We start from the raw sequence: 18611 nt of genomic DNA on the forward strand, positions 1-18611 counted from the left end.
CTGTTTCGACTACCGGGGATCTGCGTCGACGAACTCGCCGATACGCCGCGCCACCGCACGTACTGCTTCGCTCGCAGCAGATACCCGCGTCTCGACGAAGTCCGGAGAGGAGAGAGCTTCCCGAAGATAGTCGGGCGTGCCAGCCATGCTCCGGAGATCGAACCCCGCAGGAGCGAGCACGCGTTCCATCTTCGACGTGCTCGCTCCTGCAGCAAGAGGGACGGCTCCTTCCGTCGCCGCGATGATCAGCCCGTGTGCGCGGTCGCCAGCCACAATCGCTGATCGACCGTAGACGTCTCGGACGCGTCGCTCCCAGTCGACATGAGATTCGCCCTCCCACAGGATGACTTCGACCGCGCCCAGCCGTCTAGCGAGGTCCTCCGCGGCCGGGGTGTCGCGACGTACTTGCGTAACCACGGCGAGATCGAGACCACGACTCCGAGCGAGGTCTGTGAAGAGATCGATCCATTCATCTGATACTCGCGGCCGATCGCCTCGCATCGACACCGCGAGCAACGACCTTTCGACGTTCTGACCGGCACGACCTGGAACGCGGCCTTCCGCGAACGCCCAATCGGGAATCACTTCGCCGCGACCGAACGCTGCTGCCGTGTCGGCGTCTCGCCACCCGACGACCTCGAACGAACGGCGCGCATAGCGCTCAAATGGCGGTACGGCGGTGTCGCGATATCGGAGTCCAGCGCCCACGTGAAGGGCGCCCCCTGACCGGTGGCGCGCAAGTCGCGAACCGACGAAGAGCCGAAACCCGGAAAGATATCGTGGGCCGTCGAAAGGCATCTCCCCTGCGCTCGGGACGAAGATGGTCCTTTCGCGCCCGAGACAGCCGAATCCCGCCCGCCACCAGTCCTGCGGCGACCGGTAGAGGATGTCGGTTGCTCGCACGCCGACTGAGCTCAGATAGTCGTCGTCGTTCTTCCCGACGTAGACGTGCAGCTTCGCGGTTCCGTCCCCTCGAACTGCGCGAAGCAATCCTCGTCGGAGCACCGAGTCTCCGAGATTGTCGTTCTGACCATCGACCTTCACGAAAACGCTCGTCATGGTGTCGCGCCCACCTTCCCCCAGTAATGATGGCCACTTCGCTGGGGTCAACGCTATCCGTCGGACGGCCCGTCGGACCCCGAACGACCGCCGCAGTACGATGCCCGTATGGGGGATGGGGTTACGGCTGCCGACGACGCGACGATGGACTGCGTGATACCGACCCACGCTCGAGCTGGGATGCTGCACCGAGCCATCGATGGCGTGCTCGATCAGTCCGAACCGCCTGGCGAGATCCATGTCGTCTCTGACATTCCGGACACCGAGTCCGAAGCGGTTTGCCGGGAACTGAACGCTCGAGCCGGCGGGTCGATTCAGTACCATGAACGCACAGGATCCGCCGGTGTCTCGGCGTCCCGCAACGCTGGAGTTCGTTCTTCGTCAGCCGATTGGATCGCGTTCCTGGACGACGATGACTACTGGCACCCGGACTACCTCCGTCGGGTGCGCAGTCGCATCCGCGAGGCGACCGCCGACGTCATCGTCACGTGGATGTCCGAGGTTCACGGCGAGGACGTCGTAGACGGCCTCGCCATCGCCGAGAACCTGCCCCCACGGGCTGTCGTCGTCTGGAATCCCGGTGCGACCGGTAGCAACATCGTCGTCCGGCGGTCCGCCATGGAAGCAATCGGTGGATTCGATGAGTCGCTGAAGATGAAGAACGACACGGACTTCTTCTACCGACTCCTCGAATCGGGTGCACGCTACGAAGTCGTTCGCGAGCGGCTCGTGTATCAGACCAAGCACGACGCCGGTCAACTCACCGGCTACAGCGAGGCGCGAGCGCTCGCACTTGAGTCGTATGTGTCGAAGCACTGGGATGCACTCGGCCGTTTCGGCCGCATGGAGAACCGCATGTGGGCGCACTATATGCGCGCTCGCATGTCACCGACGGCACTCTCGCGAGCGAGGCACTACCTCGGAGCGGTGGCGAACATCCCGCCGACGAAGTACCTGCGCCTTCATCGATTCTTCCGATGGAGAACGTCCGTCCCTCCGAACCTCGAGAACCGCAGTGCCTCCTGACGCCAGGAGCACGGATTCCCGATTCGTCGGCGCTTCAGTTCAGTGAGAGGATCCCGTGACTCCGGAGCAGCTCCCAGTGCGCATGCTCACCGCGGCGCACAAGCAAGCCCCGTTGCCCGACGACCCGGGTTACTTTCCGGTGCATGTAGGGCATATACGCGCGTCGCATGAGTTCGGGTATCAACCCGACGATGAGGGCGAGAACATCTCCGTGAAGAACGATTCCTATTGCGAACTCACCGCCCTCTACTGGGCCTGGAAGAACCTCAAAGCCGACGCGATAGGGCTCAGCCACTATCGTCGGTACTTCCGGGGCGACGCCCCGGGGCCGAACGGGTCGAGAGTGCTTTCCACCGACCAGATGGGCACGCTGATGTCGACAACAGATGTCGCGATCGCTCGACCGCGCTATTACATCGTGGAAAGTATCGAGTCACATTATCGGCATGGCCACATCGGCGATGACCTCGAGGTCCTCCGCCAGGTGATCCGTGAGACTTCCCTCGGATACTCTCCGAGCTTCGAGGCGGTCATGCGCCGCCGACACCTCTCGCTCTACAACATGTTCCTGATGCGCGGCGAGCACTTCGATGCCTACGCATCGTGGCTGTTCCCGATCCTTGAGGACGTCGAGCAGCGGATCGACAATGAGTCGCGCGGGCCGTATCAGCGTCGGACGTTCGGCTACCTCGGAGAGCGGTTGCTGAATGTCTGGGTGCACGCCCACAGCGAGAACCTGCACGTCAAGTACCTTCCGGTGGTCAACACAGACGGCGAGCCGAAGATCGCGAAGGGACTCCGGATGGTGCAGCGGAAGCTCGCGCCCGCCCCGCCATCGCGAGCCTGATCCGCTTCACCCAGCGTAAACCGGCGATGGGCAGGTACCACCCCCGCCGAATAACGACGAAGAGGATTCTGCGGGCCGGGCCCGCCGCCGCGAGTGCCCCGGGCGTTCCAAGAGCGCCCGGGATCGAGAAGCGTTGACGGAACTCGCGATACGCGGTGCGGCCTACGGCAGATGCCGGCGCCACGGGGCTGGAGAAGACGTTGTTGATCGCATCCTTGATCAGCTCCACGGAGTAGAGCTGCAATGACAGTTTCGGCACTCTCTCACAGGCCTCCGCGGTGCGCATGACCCGCATGTAACCCTCGAGGATCCCGGGGCGATACCGGTTCGAGATGGAGCCCACGACGTCGACTCGATACTCGATGAACGCATCGTCCTCGACGAGTATGTTCGGCGACCGATCAAGAAGACGAATGACCCATTCGGCATCCGATCGCTTCACGATGGATTCATCGAATCTGATGCTGCGCTCTACGAGGAACGACCGGCGGATGAACTTCGACCACGGAACACCGATGACGAATGCCGCCGACTGTCGGCCGACTGAATAGAGTCCGAACATTTCGGTGATCACATCTGTCGCAGTTGGTGTTGAGCTCAGCGAGGCCAGCGAGTAGGTTTCGGAGACCGGGCCGCCATCAGCTGGGAAGCCCAACCCGCCGGTCAGCACCACGTCGATCTCCGACAGGTCAGCCAACCGCTCCAGAATGGGCACATGAGGGCGCACTCGGTCGTCGGGATCGATGAATGTGAGCCAAGTGCCCCGAGCGGAGTCGATTCCTCGATTGCGTGCTGCGGCAACCCCTGCGTTCTCCTGACGGATGTACCGGATGCGGCGATCGGCCGACGGCAGTGATGCAAGGTACTCGACCAGGCGAGGCGTCGTTGATCCGTCGTCAATAATTAGCAGTTCGACCGGAATCGCTATTGCACGCACGGACTCGACAGCCTCCTGCACCCAACCACGCTCTACGTTGAAGACTGGAAGAATGGCGCTGAGCACTGGTCCGGCTTCATCATCAGCGCCCATTCATACCTCCCGCAGGTACACACCATGGCCCCAGTTCGGCCCGCAATTACTCAATTCACGGACCTCCGATGGCAGTATGACCGTATGCGGTCATCGGGGGGTGGGGGGCGACGACGTGCGGGAAGCGTACTAATTCCAATCGGGTTCGCGCTCACCGTGCTGACGATTCCAACAGGACTTGCATTGCCCATCAAGGGCCTCTCGGTCGCAACCCTGATACAGATCACGGCCACAGTATGCTTGCTTCCCGCCGTGCGCTGGTTGTCGCGGAGCGATCTGCTCCTCTTGATCGCCCTCTTATGCTCGCTTCCTGCGTCGGCGCTCCCGCTCCTGGTTATGGCTAACCGCCCACCAGAATGGCTCCAGATCATCTTCTTCGCACTGTGCTTCGTTCAACTCTTTCTCTTCATCCGTGCCTCGCAGCACTATGACGTGCGCGCGCTCACTAAGCAGCCGACCAATCTCGCCGCGATTCTTGCGACGCTCGTTGGCGGATACCAGTTCCTCTTCGATCGCAGTGGCTACCTGACGCTGTACTTCGACGACAAATCCCACGCTGCTGTGGCGTTGGTGTGCCTCGCGTTCCTGGTGTTGTGGGTGAACGACAGCTTCGTGAGCATGCCGCTCGCCATCATTTTGTACTTCATCTCGATGGCGACTGCCTCGCGACTCGTGTTGTTCGCGATGCCGTTCTTCGCCATCGCGGTGGTGATCGCGTACCTGAGATCGCGTCGCAACGCGGACACCCCGCTGAAGGTCTACGGCCATCACCTTCTCCTCGTGCTTGCGCCGATCCTCGCAGTCTGGCTTGCCGCGACCTCGCTTACCAAGAACCTCGAGTCCCGTCTCTCGAGCACCGATCAGGCTGCAGCATCTTCGACTGATGCGCACTTCGAGCTCATCCGACTCGCATTCGAGGCCAAGCTAACCAACCCGTGGTTCCTGACCATCGGAATGGGACCCGGTGGATTTGCGGACGCACTAACCACGTCAGGCATCAACCTGTCGGGCATCGCAGCTTCAGATCCAAGTTCATACCGAAATATCTACCGCGGCTGGCAGCCCGTCCATTCGGCATTCGGCTCGATCCTCACGGAATTCTCCTTGATCGTTGGGATCGTCGCCGTGGTCCTAATCTGGAAAGTGGTCGTTGCCCTTGCGAGGCGGAAGGACTGGACCCTACTGCTCCTCCTCACGGCGATGCTTCTGATGACGATGTTCTATTCGAGCCATAACGAGCCCTTCTTCACCGCAGTTCTCGGTCTGGTGGCGGGCGGTGCTCTGGGGATACGCTCCGCGGCCGAGGCGTCTGCTCCGCCGAACCCACATCCGGCGAGTGGTCAGGCCCGGTGGATTCCCGAGGGCACGCCAGCGCGCCGGGGTTATTTGGCCTGATTCCCAGGCACCAGCACCGCCCGCCCCGTCCGAATCATGATCATCAGGTCCCCGGTCAGCGACCAGTTCTCGACGTAGTACAGGTCGAGCCGAATCGCCTCCTCCCAACTGAGCGCGGACCGCCCGCTCACCTGCCAGAGGCCGGTCATGCCGGGTTGCACGAGCAGGCGGCGGTGCGCACCGCGGTCGTACAGTTCGACTTCGGCCGGTACCTGAGGTCGGGGCCCCACCAGGCTCATCGAGCCGCCGAGCACGTTGAAGAGCTGCGGGAACTCGTCGAGCGAGTACTTGCGCAGGATCCGCCCGACGGGGGTGATGCGAGGGTCCTCCTTGACCTTGAACAGTGGGGTATCGCCCGCGCCCTGCTCGCGCAGGAGCGCCGCGAGTTCGGCGTCGGCGCCGTCGCGCATCGAGCGGAACTTGAGCATCTGGAATGGCCGACCGCCCTTGCCGACCCGCATCTGGCGAAAGAACACCGGACCGGGCGAGCTCAGTTTGACCGCGATCGCGACGCCGACGAGCATCGGCGACAGCACGGCAACCAGCGCGCCGCCCATCACGAGATCGAACACCCGCTTGGCCACGAGCTTGCGGCCCTCGAACCGCGGCGTCTCCACGTGCATCAGCGGCAGTCCGGCGACCGGGCGGGTGTGGATGCGCGGGCCGCCGATGTCGATGAGGCTCGGGGCGACGACGAGGTGCTCGGCGCCGGGCGTGAGGCCCCAGCTGAGTTCGCGCACCCGCTCGGGGCCGAGTTCGTCGGCGCTCGTGATGACGATGGTGTCGGCGCCGAAGTCACGCATCACGGCGAGCGGGTTCGCGAAGGTCCGGACGGCCGGGATGGTGGTGCCTTCGAGAGTCTCACCCGATCCGCCGGGGACACACACGCCGACGACCTGGTACCCGGCCTCGGGCATCCGGACGAGCGACCGCCCGATCGTGCGCACCGACTGCTCCGAGCCGATCAGCAGCACACGGGTCGTGAGCCCGCCGCGGCGTCGCACCATCCCGAGCCACTGCCGCCACATCCAGCGCGACAACAGCAGCACGAGCAACCCCAGGGGGAACGCGATGAGCACGTAGCCGCGCGCGACATCCACCTTGAACAGGAACGCGACGATCGCGACCAGGCCGAACAGCCGCACCGCGCCATCGGCGATCGCCTTGTATTCCGCCGTACCCACGCCCAGCACGCGCGGCGATCGCGTGTCGTACAGTTCGAGCGCGATCATCCAGCTCACGACGATCACGAGCGACAGCACGGTGTAGCTGATCGCGATGTCATCACGCGAGCCGCTGAACCCCGTCGCGGTGCGGTCGATGCCGAGCCATCCGATCTGCGTGCCGAATACCACCCAGAGCAGCACGAGCAGGTCGGTCACGCGAACGCGCATGACGAGCGCATCCGACCAGTCGGCCGTCGACATCCACGACGAGGTGGGCCGGGTCGCGCGAGTCAGCATGACCGGCCTCCCCGGGTGGGGCGGCGAAGTTCAGGTACCGACACGGTCGCCTCGGACGATCGGCGCGGCGAGCGGGCTCAGGATCGCGTCGATGGCGCGTTCGATGAGCTCCCCCGCTTCGGCGTACACGTCGGGTGCGCGGCCGTAGGGGTCGAGGATGTCGTCGTCCTCGGGGGTCGCCGGTGGAACGGCGAGTCCGCGCTGGGTGGGCGCGGCGTGAACGAGTTGTTGCAGCTTCGCGGCGGGATGCTCCGTGGATGCCTCGGAGTCGACCTGCTGCGTGGCGACGAAGTCGGCGACCCGCGCGAACTCCCGCAGCGTGAACGAGCGACGGGATGCCGCGGGTACCAGTGATGCGACCGCGGCTCGGTGCGCCCGCGTGGCGGTGAGCACGAGGTCGGCGTTCAGGACGAGGTCCGGAGTGAGGACTCGGGCGGTGTGTCGGCCGGGGTCGATGCCCGCTGCGCTCAGCACGTCGACGGCCTCCTTCGTCATCCGGGTGCCCGCGAGGGCCCGGGTGCCGGCGCTCGACACCGACGCTTCGATGCCGAGGAGCTCCAGCCGTGCGGCGAAGAGACGTTCGGCGATCGGCGATCGGCAGATGTTGCCCGTGCAGACGAACAGCACCCGCATGTCACGTCACCGCCGGCTTCGCCGCTGGTCCGTAGCCATAGCCGTATCCGTACCCGTATCGCCCGTACCGGTACGCGTCGGAGCCCTTCGTCGGCAACATCGTGATGACGATGCCCGACACCGGCGCGTCGACGTTCGCGAGCACGTCGATCGAGCCCTTCAGCTGCCCCCGGTGGGCGCGACCCGCCGCGACGACCACGATCGCCCCGCCGACCGTGCGCGACAGTACCGCGGCATCGGTGACCGGCAGCAACGGCGGCGCGTCGAACAGCACGACGTCGAACGCCCGGGCGAGCTCGGCCACCGCCTTCTGCATGGCGGCGCTGCCCAGCAGCTCGGAAGGATTCGGTGGAACCCGACCGGCCGGCAGCACGTACATCTCGCCGCGCCCCCACGGCTGGATGACGTCCTGCAGTTCGGCCCGGCCGATGAGCAGGTCGGTGAGACCGGCCGCACCCTCGAGACCCAGGTACTGCGCCATCTTCGGTCGCCGCAGATCAGCGTCAACGAGCAGCACCCGCGAACCGGCGTCGGCGATCGCGATCGCCAGGTTCGCCGCTGTCGTCGACTTGCCCTCGCCCTCGATCGAGGACGTGACCACGAACGCCCGCTCGGGCCGATCGAGCTCCAGGAACTGCAGGTTCGTACGCAGCGCGCGGAACGACTCGGCCCGTGGTGAGTGCGGGTCGGCGTGCACGATGAGCGGACGGTCCTTCGCCTTCGGGTCGAACACGATGCCGCCGATGATCGGCGTTTCGGTGATCTGCTCGATGTCGCGCTCGCTGCGGATGCGCGTATCGAGCGTGGCGCGCAGCACCGCGATACCGACGCCGATGGCCAGTCCGATCAGCCCGCCGAGCACGAGGTTGAGCGTCACGTTCGGGCTGACGGGCCGCTGCGGCACGGCCGCGTGCTGCACGAGGGTGAGCTTCACCGGCGAGGACGCGGTGGTCTGCCCGTCGGCCGTCGTGCTCTCGGTGGACTCGATCGCTCCCACCACTTTGGTGAGGTTCTCGGATACGGCGGTCGCGACCTGCGCGGCGCGCGCCGGCGACTCGTCGGTGACGGTGATCTCGATGAGCGTCGTGTCGTTGAGGGCGACGGCACCGACGTTCGCGGCCAGCACGTCGTCAGTGACGTCGAGCCGAAGCTGGTCGATGACGGGCAGCAGCACGATCGGCGTGGTCGCCAGATCGGCATACGTCGTCACCCGCTGTCGGGAATACGCGTTGCCCTGCTGCATCTCGCCGATGGTGCCGCCGTTCGACGTCGACACGAATACCTTCGCCGATGAGCTGTACTGGGGGGTCTGCGTGAACGAGTACACCGCTGCCGCGCCGATTCCGAGCAGGGTGCACGCGAGGATGATGATCCAGTTCTGCCGCAGAACCCGGATGTAGTCACGCAGCTCCATGCGCCCCCCACGTACTCGCCAGCACCCCGCTTGCATACGTCTGCCTGCTTCATGCTGCCACAGATCGACCGTTACGCTCACGTAGGTGAAGCGTTCTGACGGCGCACGGACCGCCGATGGCCCTCACGCGGCCGCGGCGTCGTCACGGCGACGCCTCATCGACGCGGCCGTCGGGCTCGTCGTCGCGGCACTCGCCGTGCTCGCCTGGGGATGGCTGGTGCGCACCGTCATCGTCGCCGAGCCGGTGCAGATCGTGGCCGCATACCTCGTGGTGTGGGTGCCGCTCGCGATCGCGGTCGTCGTCGCCGTGCACGCGCACGGCACCCGATCGTTCGCGCTCGACCTCGGCCTGCGGTTCCGGTGGATCGACCTGCTCTGGGGCATCGGGGTCGGATGTCTCGTGCGCGGTGTCGCGGCGCTCATCGAGTTCGCCGTCTGGGGGCGGATTTCGGGTTCGGGCGTCGCGTTCGGGTTCGACCCCACGTGGGCGTGGTTCACCCTGCTCGTCGCGCCGGTGCTCGTCGGGCCGTTCGTCGAGGAGGTGTTCTTCCGCGGCCTCGTGCAGCGCGCGGTCACCGACCGCACCCGCGCCGGCGGCGCCGGCCCGCGCACTGCGGCCGCCATCGGCATCGTCACGACGGCGCTCGTGTTCGCCCTGCTGCATGTGCTCGACGCCCCCTCGCCCGGCACCGCGCTCGTGCTCGGCCTCAGCGCCCTCACGATCGGCCTCGGCTGCGGCATCCTCGCGGCGCTCACCGGCCGCCTCGGCGGCGCGATCATCGCGCACGCGGTGTCGAACGGCCTGCTCGTGCTGCTGATCGTGGCCTGAGGCATCCGACCGCATCGTCGGCGTCGGCGACCGGAAGCTCAGTGCCGCCCGTTCAGCACCCCGCCCGACTCCTGCAGGTAGCAGACCCCGCACAGCGACTCGTAGGTGACATCCTGCCCATCGATGGCGACCTGGTCGCCGTCGAAGACGTACCTGCCATCGATCAGCCGGCCGTTGAAGATGGCCTTGCGGCCGCAGCGGCAGATCGTCTTCAGCTCTTCGAGCGAGTGCGCGACCTCGAGCAGGCGCCGGCTGCCGGCGAAGGCGACCGTCTGGAAGTCGGTGCGGATCCCGTAGGCCAGCACCGGCACGTCGTCCATGAGGGCGATGCGCAACAGATCGTCGACCTGGTCACCGGTGAGGAACTGCGCCTCGTCGACGAGCAGGCAGCTCACGTCGCGCCCCGTGCGCTCGACCACCTCGGCCCGCTGACGCTCGAACAGCGGCAGCACGGCATCGTCGTGGCCGATCGTGAAGTCGACCTCGCGGGTCACGCCGAGCCGCGACACGATCTCGCGGTCGCCCTTCGTGTCGACCGAGGGCTTGGCGAGCAGCACCTCGTGCCCGCGCTCCTCGTAGTTGAACGCGGCCTGCAGCAGGGCGGTCGACTTGCCCGAATTCATCGCGCCGTAGCGGAAGTACAGCTTCGCCATCAGTCGCGCACCGGATCACTCGATGACATAACGCAGCTCCACCCTCACATTCTCTCCTGTGACGGCGGTGCGGGCGGCCATGCCGAACGCACGGGCCAGCGATGCGAACCGACGCAGCTCTCGACGGGTCGGCGGATGCGGGCCGGGCGTCGCATCGAAGACGACGTGGCCGAGGCTGCGGGCCGCATCGTCGAGTGCGAACCTCCGTGCGGCGCGGCGCACGCTCGGCGGGCTTGCGTGCCGATCGGCCCCTTCGTCGCGTCGGAGGCCGACGCGCAGCGCGGCGGTGCGGCCGCCGCTCGCGAGCCACAACAGCAGCGCGGCGACGGCCGAACGCTGGTCTTCGGTGAAGCTCCGCGCATCGGATGCCTCGTCGGCCACCACGATCGCGACGCCCTCGTCGGCGGCGAGCGCGCTCGCGAGGTCGTCGAGCCAGGTCGCCTCGAGGCCTTCGCGCACCGCGCGGCGCAGGGCATCGGCGAGGTCGCGGGCCCGGTCGGCGTCGTCGACGCTGATCCGGTCGGAGGTCATCACCCCGGCGAGGAACGGCAGCACCTCATCCGACAGCACCGCCACCGGTGAGGGGCGCCGAGCGGCCGGATGGGGTCGACCGGATGCCTCGTCGACCGCGCGCCCGAGGGCGGCGCGGTTCGCCTCGCGCTGCCATCGCAGCACGTCGGCCGCGAGCGATGCCGAGTAGGCCGCGGCTGCCGCGGCCATCGCGAGCACCACCGCCACCCGCACCAGGATCGTCGCCGGCAGCGGGCCGAACGGGGCGGTGATCGAGGTGCCCCCGATGACGAGGATCGACAGCACCGCCGCAGACAGCACGCCGGCGAGCGCGAGCGCACGCCAGCTGCAGAACGGGGCGAGCACGAGGATGAGCAGACCCACCACCGCCGATCCGTAATCGTCGTAGAGGTAGCGGTCTTCGCCGGCCGTCGAGACGTACTCGGCGATCGCGCCGCCGACCGCGATGACGACGACCAGGCCGAGACGTTCGGTCGTGAACACGCCGCGTGTCGGCGACGTGCCGATCACCGCGATGCCCCCGGCGATCGCGACGAGCACGACACCGAGCGCCGCGGCGGGCACCGACCGCAGCTCATCTCGGTGCACGATCGTGAGCGCGACCGCGAGCAGTGTCGCGATGACCGCACCCGACGCCACCAGCACACGCGCCGAGAGCGCGCCGAGCGGGTCGAGTTCCTGCTGGGTGATGCGCAGGCCGGTGCTCATGCGTTCGCCTCCCCGGGAGACTCCTGCTCCGCGTGCTGCATCGGCAGGGTGAGCACGACCGTCGTGCCGATGCCCTTCGTCGACCAGAGGCGCACCGTGCCGCCGGCCTGCTCGACCCGCGCCCGAATCGACGTGCGCAGGCCGATGCGGTCTTCGGGCACATGCGAACTGTCGAAGCCGACGCCGCTGTCCATCACCGCGACGGTCACCTCGCCGCCGCCGACCCCGACCGCGAGTTCCATGTCGTCGACCTGCGCGTGGCGGGCGACGTTCACGATGCACTGCGCGACGGCCGCGTCGAGTTCGCCGAGCTGTTCGGCGGGCACGCGCGACAGCACCGCCAGATCGCCCGTGACTCGCACTCGCAGCCCCGAATCGGCCATCGCCGCGAACGCAAGCGGCAGTTCGGGCGGCAGCGCGTCGCCCACCGGCGCGGTCGAACCGATCTCGCCACGACGCTCGACAGCCCAGTCGCGACCGATCACGAGCGCGAGGTCATGTCGTACGCCGGCGCGGAGGCGATCGCTCACCGGGCCAGACCCCGCGTCCGAGATGGCTACGAGGTGTCCGAGCACTGTGTCGTGCAGGCGCGCGATCGCACGCACCTCGTACTCGTGCCGAAGCGCGAGCTCGCGCGCCTTCCGCCCGGCCCGGGCGAAGCCGATCGCCCGCTGCCGTTGGCTGCGGCGGGCCACGCCGTCGAACGAGCGCACCGCCACGAACAGCACCAGCACCAGCAGCGATGGCACGTTGACCACCCATACGCCGCCCACGATCGTGCACGCCACGAACACCGCGGCTTCGCCGAGCGCCCAGCCGAGCGACGCCCACACCACTGCGATGCCGGTGCCGATGCCGGCGCCGCCGACGAGGATCAACGCCGTGCGCGGCAGCGAGAGCAGCACGTTGTTCGAATCGACGAACAGGTCGCTGCGGCTCATCACCAGCATCGCCCCAGCGAACACGATCACGGTGCCGCCCGCGAGGTAGACGAGCGTGCTCGCGATCGTGGGGCGCAGGTCGATCAATCCGATCAGCCCGGCGAACGCGAGGGCGATCCCGAACGCGATGAGGCCACGCGGTTCGCCGCCGATCGCGACGACGAGCCCGACCACTCCGGCGACCGCGACGCAGACGAGCGCCGCCGCGTGCCCGGCACGCGCGAAGGCACGGCTCATGACTCCCCGGGCGAGGTGATCGGGCAACCCCAACGCCATGCCGCCTCCGTTCGGGTCCGACGCGTCGATGCGTTCGGCCGGTGGACCGGCCTGTCCGGATTATCCCATCGAGCGGCCGAATACGGAGACTCCGGTCAGAAGAGGGTTGGTGCGGCGTCGTGCGCGGCCGGTCCCACGGCCGCGGCAGCGGATGCCTCGGCGACGCGCGCGGCGGCCTGCGCAGCCGTTCGCGGCGGCGGTGAGCGCAACGCCGTCGCCGTCGACCGCACCCCGCCGGTGGCGGGATCTTCGCGCACGCGGACGAGCCCGTGCGCCCGGATGAGCGGCCGGATGCGCTCGGCGAGCCAGTCGCGGTACGCCTTCGGCGCATACGCCGCCGCACCCGGATACATGGCCCGGTACTTCGGCACCAGCTCGGGGTGCTCACGCTCGAGCCACTGCATGAACCAGGGCTTCACCGCACCCCGCAGGTGCAGCGCCGAGTGCATCACGCCGGTCGCACCGGCCGCCTTCGCCCGCCGCAGCGCATCGTCGAGATGCGCCCGGGTATCGGTGAGGTACGGCAGGATCGGCATCAGGAACACCGTGCAGTCGAATCCCGCGTCGCGCGCTGCGGTGACGGTTTGCAGGCGTGCGTTCGTCGACGGCGTGCCGGGCTCGACCGACTGCTGCAGGTCGTCGTCGTACACCGCGATCGACATCGCGAGGTCGATCGGCACCTGCTGCGAGGCATCCGCCAGCAGCGACAGGTCGCGCCGCAGCAGCGTGCCCTTGGTGAGGATGCTGAACGGCGTGCCGCTCGACGCGAGTGCATCGATGATGCCCGGCATGAGCCGGTACCGGCCCTCGGCCCGCTGGTACGGGTCGGTGTTCGTGCCCAGCGCGACCGGCTCGTGCTTCCACGACGGCCGGGCGAGCTCGGTACGCAGCACATCGGCCGCATTCACCTTCACCACGATCTGCCGGTCGAAGTCTTCGCCCGCGTCGAGGTCGAGGTACTGATGCGTGGGCCGAGCGAAGCAGTAGGCGCATGCATGGCTGCAGCCCCGGTAGGGGTTGATCGTCCAGCCGAAGGGCACGTACGACTGGCCCGGCACGCGGTTGAGCGCCGACTTCGCCAGCACCTCGTGGAACGTCATGCCGGCGAACTCGGGCGTCTGCACCGAGCGCACCAGGTTGTTGAGCCGCGCCAGCCCGGGCAGCGTGTCGACCTGCTCGACGCCCAGCTCTTGCCCGCTCCACCGCATTCCGACATTCGAACACATGTTCGAACTCCCCGCAACCCGGCACGCCCGGCGCGCCCGCCGCGCCCGACGCGCCCGGCACGCCCGGCACGCCCGCCCGCCGAGTGTTTCCGCCGCTGCCGAGTGTTTCCGCTGGATGGGAAACACTCGGCGCGAACGGAAACCCTCGGCGAGGGGACGACGGCGGTCGGTCACGCGGCGACCGACGCGCCCGCCACGCGGCCCGCGTCGAGCCGCAGCTCCTCGCCCCGCCAGCGCCGGCGCAGCCACCGGTCGTGGCTCGCGATCACGACCGCACCGGGGTAGCCGCCCAGCGCCTCCTCGAGCTCGGTCGCGAGCCCGAGCGACAGGTGATTCGTCGGCTCGTCGAGCAGGAACACGTGCGGCGGACGCGCGATCACGAGCGCCAGCGCGATCCGGCGCTGCTGCCCGGTCGACAGCACTCCGACCGGCCGGTCGAGGTCGCGCGGCGCGAGCAGCCCGAGCCCCGAGAGCGGCACCTGTTCGGCACGCCGCTCCCCCACTGTGCGCGCGTACAGCGCGCGCGGCGAGGCATCCGGATCGGCGAACCGCACATCCTGCTCGAGCAGGCCGACCCGCAGTCCCTTGCGCAGCGCGACCGTGCCCCGATCGGGCGCGACGCGCCCGGCGAGCAGGCCGAGCAGCGTCGACTTGCCGGCTCCGTTCGCGCCCGTCACGAGCAGTCGCGTCTCAGGAGCGATCGCCAGCGTGCCGATCGCGAGCCGGTCGCCCACCGAGGCATCCGTCACTTGGGCGAGCAGACCGGATGCCTCGCCGAGCGCGTGCGCACCCGACGGGATGCCCGCGAACTCGAGGGGCGCCGGCGGCTTGCGCACCTGCTCGCGCTCGAGCGTCGCGAGCCGCACCTCGGCGTTGCGCACCCGGCGCGACACCGCCTGGTCGGTGCGCGAGTGCTTGAACTTGGCGATGAACTTGTCGTTGTCGGTCGGGCCACGACCGTGCGACACCTCGCGCGCAGTCTCGGCGACCGACGCCCGCAGCCGCACGAGCTCGTCTTGCTCTGCCTCGTACTGCCGCTGCCAGCGGTCGCGCTCGTCGGCCTTCACCCGGAGGAACTCCGAGAAGCTCCCGCCGAACACCTGGCCGCCCGCGGACGCGAGACCGTCGGACGGCGACAGGCCGCCCGGCCCCTCGCCCGAGCCCGATCGCGCGAGCGCGAGCGCACCCGCCCGACCCGGGTCGAGGTCGACCAGGCCCGTCGCGACCCGGTCGAGGAACTCGCGGTCGTGGCTCGCGAACACCACCGGTCCGCGCCAGGCGCGCAGCCGGGTCTCGAGGAACGCGGCGGTCGCGTCGTCGAGGTGGTTCGTCGGCTCGTCGAGCAGCAGCGCGTCGGGTGCCGCCAGCAGCAGCGCCGCCAACGCGAACCGGCTGCGCTGGCCACCCGACACCTCGCCGACCGTGCGGTCGGGGTCGATGCCCGAGATGCCGAGCCCTTCGAGCAGTTCGTCGCGGCGCGCGGGCGCCGACCAGACCTCGGCGCGCTCGGCCGCGTCGAGCGCGGCCTGGTAGCGAGCGGATGCCGCAGCGCCCGCGGCGCCGTCGGCATTCGTCGGGTCGCCGAGTGCCGCCGCTGCCGCATCGAGTTCATGCTCGATCGCCCGCACCTCGGCGAGCGCCCGCTCGAGCACGTCCCCGATGCGGTCGCTCGGCCGGTAGGGCGGCTCCTGCAGCAGCAGCCCGGTGCGCTCGGGTCGCGCCAGACGGCCGTCGACGACGGCCTGGTCGACCGAGGTACCGGCCAGCAGGGCCAGCAGGGTCGACTTGCCGACCCCGTTCTCGCCGATGAGGCCCAGGCGCTGCCCGGGCGAGACGGTGAGGTCGAGGTCGGAGAACACGCGCCGGTCGCCGTAGGCGACGGACAGGCCGTCGGCGCGCAGATGATCGGAATGGGAAAGACGTACAGCCATGGGATGCCCCGTTTCGCGAGCTGGCTCCCGGGCCGTCACGGCGCGCGCGACGGCCCGGGAGCGGAAGGGTGGATCCCGCCGGGCATTCGCCGTCGACGAATCGGGTGCACGCGAGACTGTCGCGATCAGTGGAAGAGCACACCCGGGGTCAACGGCGCCTCAGGCGCGGGACGATGGGATGTGCTCACTTCATAGCGGGTACGACGGTAGCACGCGGCATCCGCTCGCACCAGTGTGTCGGCTGGGAGAATACCCCGGCCGCTGCTCGGGTCAGTCCTTCGCAACCGCGGACACGTCGACGCAGACGACTCCCTCGTTGCCGTCCTGGTCGGCGATGACGGTGAGCCCCGGCGCATCGCGGTCGTCCACGACGACGCCGCCAGCTGCGAGGGCGGCGGCGATCCGTTGCTCGGCGGCCTCGGGCGCGACGTAGACCTCGAGGTGGAAGCGCTGATGCGAGGTCTCGTGCTCGTCGGCGTCGGCGTCGGCGTCGCCGAACCACAGGTTCGGCACGCGAACCGTGGCATCGCGGATCTCATCGCTGGGCGACCCGCGGCCCTGCGACTCGGCGCTCCCGGTCAGCAGCGCCGCCCACACCGGGGCGATGGTCGCTGAGCGTGCCGTGTCGACGCCGAGCTCGATCTCGCTGACCGAGGCCGGATCGGCCTCCAGGCCGTGCTCGGCGGCGATCTCGGTGATGCGTCGCGCGAGGTCGACGTCTTGTTGGGTCACCCATTCGACGACGTACTCGGTGCCATCGTCGTCGCGGTAGATCGCGTCGTCGCTGACCAGTTCGAGATCGACGTATCCCGTGCCGATCGTCACGCGCGGGTGATGGCCGAGCGCGTCGCCCGCCTCGCCCACCGCGACGACGAACCGCGCCGCGGCGCCGAACTCGGCGACCAGGTACCTGGCGTGCAGCCCCTGAGCCAGCTTGCGCCAGTCGACCAGGCCGGCCGCGGCGATCCGATCGCCCTTCAGCATGTCCATGGACGGGGAGTGTAACCCTCGTACGGCGCAGCGGCATCAGGGAATCCGCTTGGGGCGAGGCTCGGTTCGGCGCTCGATACGCGCCCTACGCCTGCAGCTGCAGCACCCTCGCGGTCTCGGCGAGCGACGCCGCGGCGGCCTTCGGGTCGTCCGAGAGCTTCGTGCCGTACGAGGGGATCATCTCGCGCAGCTTCGGCTCCCACCCGGCGAATCGGTCGGGGAAGCAGCGCTGCAGCACGTCGAGCATGATGGGCGCCGCGGTCGACGCGCCCGGCGAGGCGCCCAGCAGGCCCGCGATGGTGCCGTCGGCGCCGGTGATGACCTCGGTGCCGAACTGCAGCACGCCGCCCTTGTCGCCGTCGCGCTTCATGACCTGCACGCGCTGGCCGGCGGTGATGAGCTCCCAGTCTTCACGCTTGGCGGTGGGCATGAACTCGCGCAGCGCGTCGAGCTTCTTCTCGCGGGTCGCCATCAGCTCGCCGACGAGGTACTTCACGAGGTCGAAGTTGCGGAACGCGACCTGCAGCATGACGCCGAGGTTGTGCGCGCGCACCGAGAACGGCAGGTCGAACCACGTGCTGCGCTTCAGGAACTTGGGCGTGAAGCCCGCGTACGGGCCGAACAGCAGCGCCGTCTCGCCGTCGACGACGCGCGTGTCGAGGTGCGGCACCGACATCGGCGGCGCGCCGACGGCGGCCTTGCCGTACACCTTCGCCTGGTGCTGGGCGACGAGCTTCGGGTTCGTGGTGCGCAGGAACTGCCCCGAGATGGGGAACCCGCCGAAGCCCTTGATCTCGGGGATGCCCGAGTGCTGCAGCAGCGCGAGCGCGCCGCCGCCGGCGCCGACGAACACGAAGCGGGCGCGCACCTCGTCGGGGGTGTTGCCGACCAGGCGGCGCAGCTTCAGCTTCCACGCGCCGTCGTTCTGGCGCTTCAGCCAGGTGACCTGCGTGTCGGTGACGACCTCGCCGCCGCGGCTCTTCAGATCGTCGAAGAGGAACCGGGTGAGGGCGCCGAAGTCGACGTCGGTGCCCGCGGCGATGCGGGTGGCGGCGACCTTCTGCTTGGGGTTGCGCTTCTTGGCGAGCAGCGGCGTCCACTCGGCGATCTGCTCGTGGCGCTCGGTGTACTCGAGGTCGGGGAACAGCGGCTGGCCGTCGAGGGCCGCGACCCGCTTGCGCAGGTACTCGATGTTCTTCGCGCCGTGCACGAACGTCATGTGGGGCGTCGAGTTGATGAACCGGTTCGGCGACGGCAGCGCACCCGTCGACACGAGGTGAGCCCAGTACTGCCGGCTGATCTGGAACTGCTCGTTGATCGAGACGGCCTTCGCCGGGTCGACCGTGCCGTCCTTGCCCTCGGGCATGTAGTTGAGCTCGCAGAGCGCGGCGTGACCGGTGCCCGCGTTGTTCCAGGCGTTCGAGGATTCCTGCGCGACCTCGCCGAGTCGTTCGTAGACCCGGATGCTCCAATCGGGCTGCAACCGGGACAGCAGGGAGCCGAGCGTGGCGCTCATGATGCCCCCGCCGATCAGCACGACATCGACGGTTTCCTCTGAATGCACGACTTCCAGTCTATGTCGGCTCGGGCGACGCCCTTGACCGCGGGGCACCTCCTGCGGTACCGAGGCGACCGCATCGGCCCGGATGCTCCGCCGCG

The 18611-nt window shown here is 68.5% G+C and carries 16 protein-coding genes; 4 read left to right on the forward strand and 12 right to left on the reverse strand.

Going from position 1 to position 18611, the window contains the following annotated elements:
- Positions 1 to 9 precede the first annotated feature (9 nt).
- Positions 10 to 1059, reverse strand: coding sequence for a polysaccharide pyruvyl transferase family protein (locus FLP10_RS03980; RefSeq protein WP_149159693.1), 1050 nt, complete (start codon positions 1057 to 1059; stop codon positions 10 to 12).
- Between the two features lie 108 nt (positions 1060 to 1167).
- On the opposite strand from FLP10_RS03980, the gene FLP10_RS03985 reads away from it, so the two are divergent.
- Both FLP10_RS03985 and FLP10_RS03990 read left to right on the forward strand, forming a co-directional pair.
- Positions 1168 to 2085, forward strand: a complete 918-nt coding sequence (locus tag FLP10_RS03985) for a glycosyltransferase family 2 protein (protein ID WP_149159694.1) — start codon at positions 1168 to 1170, stop codon at positions 2083 to 2085.
- An 82-nt stretch (positions 2086 to 2167) separates the two neighbouring features.
- The gene (locus FLP10_RS03990; protein ID WP_246150341.1) at positions 2168 to 2932 is read left to right on the forward strand and encodes a DUF4422 domain-containing protein; all 765 of its coding nucleotides are present in this window, start codon (positions 2168 to 2170) and stop codon (positions 2930 to 2932) included.
- Here FLP10_RS03990 and FLP10_RS03995 read toward each other — a convergent pair.
- Entirely contained in the window at positions 2847 to 3962 is a 1116-nt protein-coding gene (locus FLP10_RS03995; RefSeq protein ID WP_149159696.1) for a glycosyltransferase, read from the reverse strand. The two genes, FLP10_RS03990 and FLP10_RS03995, sit on opposite strands and share 86 nt — an antisense overlap.
- 156 nt (positions 3963 to 4118) lie before the next feature.
- Here FLP10_RS03995 and FLP10_RS04000 point away from each other — a divergent pair, with 156 nt between their 5' ends.
- The gene (locus tag FLP10_RS04000) at positions 4119 to 5357 is read left to right on the forward strand and encodes a hypothetical protein (RefSeq protein WP_149159697.1); all 1239 of its coding nucleotides are present in this window, start codon (positions 4119 to 4121) and stop codon (positions 5355 to 5357) included.
- Here FLP10_RS04000 and FLP10_RS04005 read toward each other — a convergent pair.
- Genes FLP10_RS04005 through FLP10_RS04015 form a run of 3 tightly spaced genes read right to left on the reverse strand, consistent with a single transcriptional unit; the run spans position 5345 to position 8867 of the window.
- The gene (locus tag FLP10_RS04005) at positions 5345 to 6820 is read right to left on the reverse strand and encodes a sugar transferase (RefSeq protein ID WP_149159698.1); all 1476 of its coding nucleotides are present in this window, start codon (positions 6818 to 6820) and stop codon (positions 5345 to 5347) included. The genes FLP10_RS04000 and FLP10_RS04005 overlap by 13 nt on opposite strands.
- Before the next feature lie 30 nt (positions 6821 to 6850).
- Positions 6851 to 7453, reverse strand: a complete 603-nt coding sequence (locus tag FLP10_RS04010; protein WP_149159699.1) for an arsenate reductase/protein-tyrosine-phosphatase family protein — start codon at positions 7451 to 7453, stop codon at positions 6851 to 6853.
- Between the two features lies 1 nt (position 7454).
- Positions 7455 to 8867: a tyrosine-protein kinase domain-containing protein gene (locus FLP10_RS04015; protein WP_149159700.1), complete on the reverse strand. Its 1413-nt coding sequence runs from the start codon at positions 8865 to 8867 to the stop codon at positions 7455 to 7457.
- Between the two features lie 85 nt (positions 8868 to 8952).
- Between FLP10_RS04015 and FLP10_RS04020 the strand changes: the two genes are divergently transcribed.
- Positions 8953 to 9696, forward strand: coding sequence for a CPBP family intramembrane glutamic endopeptidase (locus FLP10_RS04020; RefSeq protein ID WP_149159701.1), 744 nt, complete (start codon positions 8953 to 8955; stop codon positions 9694 to 9696).
- A 38-nt stretch (positions 9697 to 9734) separates the two neighbouring features.
- Here FLP10_RS04020 and FLP10_RS04025 read toward each other — a convergent pair whose 3' ends face one another.
- From FLP10_RS04025 to FLP10_RS04055, 7 genes are all read right to left on the reverse strand, one after another.
- Positions 9735 to 10349 (reverse strand): thymidine kinase, encoded by a 615-nt coding sequence (locus FLP10_RS04025; RefSeq protein ID WP_149159702.1) that lies wholly within the window; start codon positions 10347 to 10349, stop codon positions 9735 to 9737.
- Between the two features lie 15 nt (positions 10350 to 10364).
- Positions 10365 to 11588, reverse strand: a complete 1224-nt coding sequence (locus tag FLP10_RS04030; protein WP_149159703.1) for a hypothetical protein — start codon at positions 11586 to 11588, stop codon at positions 10365 to 10367.
- Positions 11585 to 12766 carry a sensor histidine kinase gene (locus tag FLP10_RS04035; protein ID WP_149159704.1) on the reverse strand — a complete coding sequence of 394 codons (1182 nt, stop codon included), beginning with the start codon at positions 12764 to 12766 and terminating at the stop codon, positions 11585 to 11587. The genes FLP10_RS04030 and FLP10_RS04035 overlap by 4 nt, the downstream gene beginning before the upstream one ends.
- 134 nt (positions 12767 to 12900) lie before the next feature.
- A complete protein-coding gene (locus FLP10_RS04040) occupies positions 12901 to 14013 on the reverse strand; it encodes an Rv2578c family radical SAM protein (protein WP_149159705.1) in 1113 nt (370 codons plus the stop codon).
- A 188-nt stretch (positions 14014 to 14201) separates the two neighbouring features.
- The gene (locus FLP10_RS04045) at positions 14202 to 15962 is read right to left on the reverse strand and encodes an ABC-F family ATP-binding cassette domain-containing protein (protein WP_149159706.1); all 1761 of its coding nucleotides are present in this window, start codon (positions 15960 to 15962) and stop codon (positions 14202 to 14204) included.
- A 270-nt stretch (positions 15963 to 16232) separates the two neighbouring features.
- Entirely contained in the window at positions 16233 to 16952 is a 720-nt protein-coding gene (locus tag FLP10_RS04050; RefSeq protein ID WP_149159707.1) for a 4a-hydroxytetrahydrobiopterin dehydratase, read from the reverse strand.
- A gap of 85 nt (positions 16953 to 17037) precedes the next feature.
- Positions 17038 to 18516 carry a malate:quinone oxidoreductase gene (locus tag FLP10_RS04055; protein ID WP_281286465.1) on the reverse strand — a complete coding sequence of 493 codons (1479 nt, stop codon included), beginning with the start codon at positions 18514 to 18516 and terminating at the stop codon, positions 17038 to 17040.
- Between the last annotated feature and the right edge of the window lie 95 nt (positions 18517 to 18611).

The organism is Agromyces intestinalis (assembly GCF_008365295.1).
Classification (GTDB): Bacteria; Actinomycetota; Actinomycetes; order Actinomycetales; family Microbacteriaceae; genus Agromyces; species Agromyces intestinalis.

What these genes read in the sequence shown, in the direction of transcription:
- FLP10_RS04050 (WP_149159707.1), bottom strand. Translation starts at nt 16,952, where the DNA reads ATGGACATGCTGAAGGGCGATCGGATCGCCGCGGCCGGCCTGGTCGAC.
- FLP10_RS04015 (WP_149159700.1), bottom strand. Translation starts at nt 8,867, where the DNA reads ATGGAGCTGCGTGACTACATCCGGGTTCTGCGGCAGAACTGGATCATC.
- FLP10_RS03990 (WP_246150341.1), top strand. Translation starts at nt 2,168, where the DNA reads ATGCTCACCGCGGCGCACAAGCAAGCCCCGTTGCCCGACGACCCGGGT.
- FLP10_RS04040 (WP_149159705.1), bottom strand. Translation starts at nt 14,013, where the DNA reads ATGCGGTGGAGCGGGCAAGAGCTGGGCGTCGAGCAGGTCGACACGCTG.
- FLP10_RS03980 (WP_149159693.1), bottom strand. Translation starts at nt 1,059, where the DNA reads ATGACGAGCGTTTTCGTGAAGGTCGATGGTCAGAACGACAATCTCGGA.
- FLP10_RS03985 (WP_149159694.1), top strand. Translation starts at nt 1,168, where the DNA reads ATGGGGGATGGGGTTACGGCTGCCGACGACGCGACGATGGACTGCGTG.
- FLP10_RS04035 (WP_149159704.1), bottom strand. Translation starts at nt 12,766, where the DNA reads ATGAGCCGTGCCTTCGCGCGTGCCGGGCACGCGGCGGCGCTCGTCTGC.
- FLP10_RS04030 (WP_149159703.1), bottom strand. Translation starts at nt 11,588, where the DNA reads ATGAGCACCGGCCTGCGCATCACCCAGCAGGAACTCGACCCGCTCGGC.
- FLP10_RS04010 (WP_149159699.1), bottom strand. Translation starts at nt 7,453, where the DNA reads ATGCGGGTGCTGTTCGTCTGCACGGGCAACATCTGCCGATCGCCGATC.
- FLP10_RS04025 (WP_149159702.1), bottom strand. Translation starts at nt 10,349, where the DNA reads ATGGCGAAGCTGTACTTCCGCTACGGCGCGATGAATTCGGGCAAGTCG.
- FLP10_RS04045 (WP_149159706.1), bottom strand. Translation starts at nt 15,962, where the DNA reads ATGGCTGTACGTCTTTCCCATTCCGATCATCTGCGCGCCGACGGCCTG.
- FLP10_RS03995 (WP_149159696.1), bottom strand. Translation starts at nt 3,962, where the DNA reads ATGGGCGCTGATGATGAAGCCGGACCAGTGCTCAGCGCCATTCTTCCA.
- FLP10_RS04005 (WP_149159698.1), bottom strand. Translation starts at nt 6,820, where the DNA reads ATGCTGACTCGCGCGACCCGGCCCACCTCGTCGTGGATGTCGACGGCC.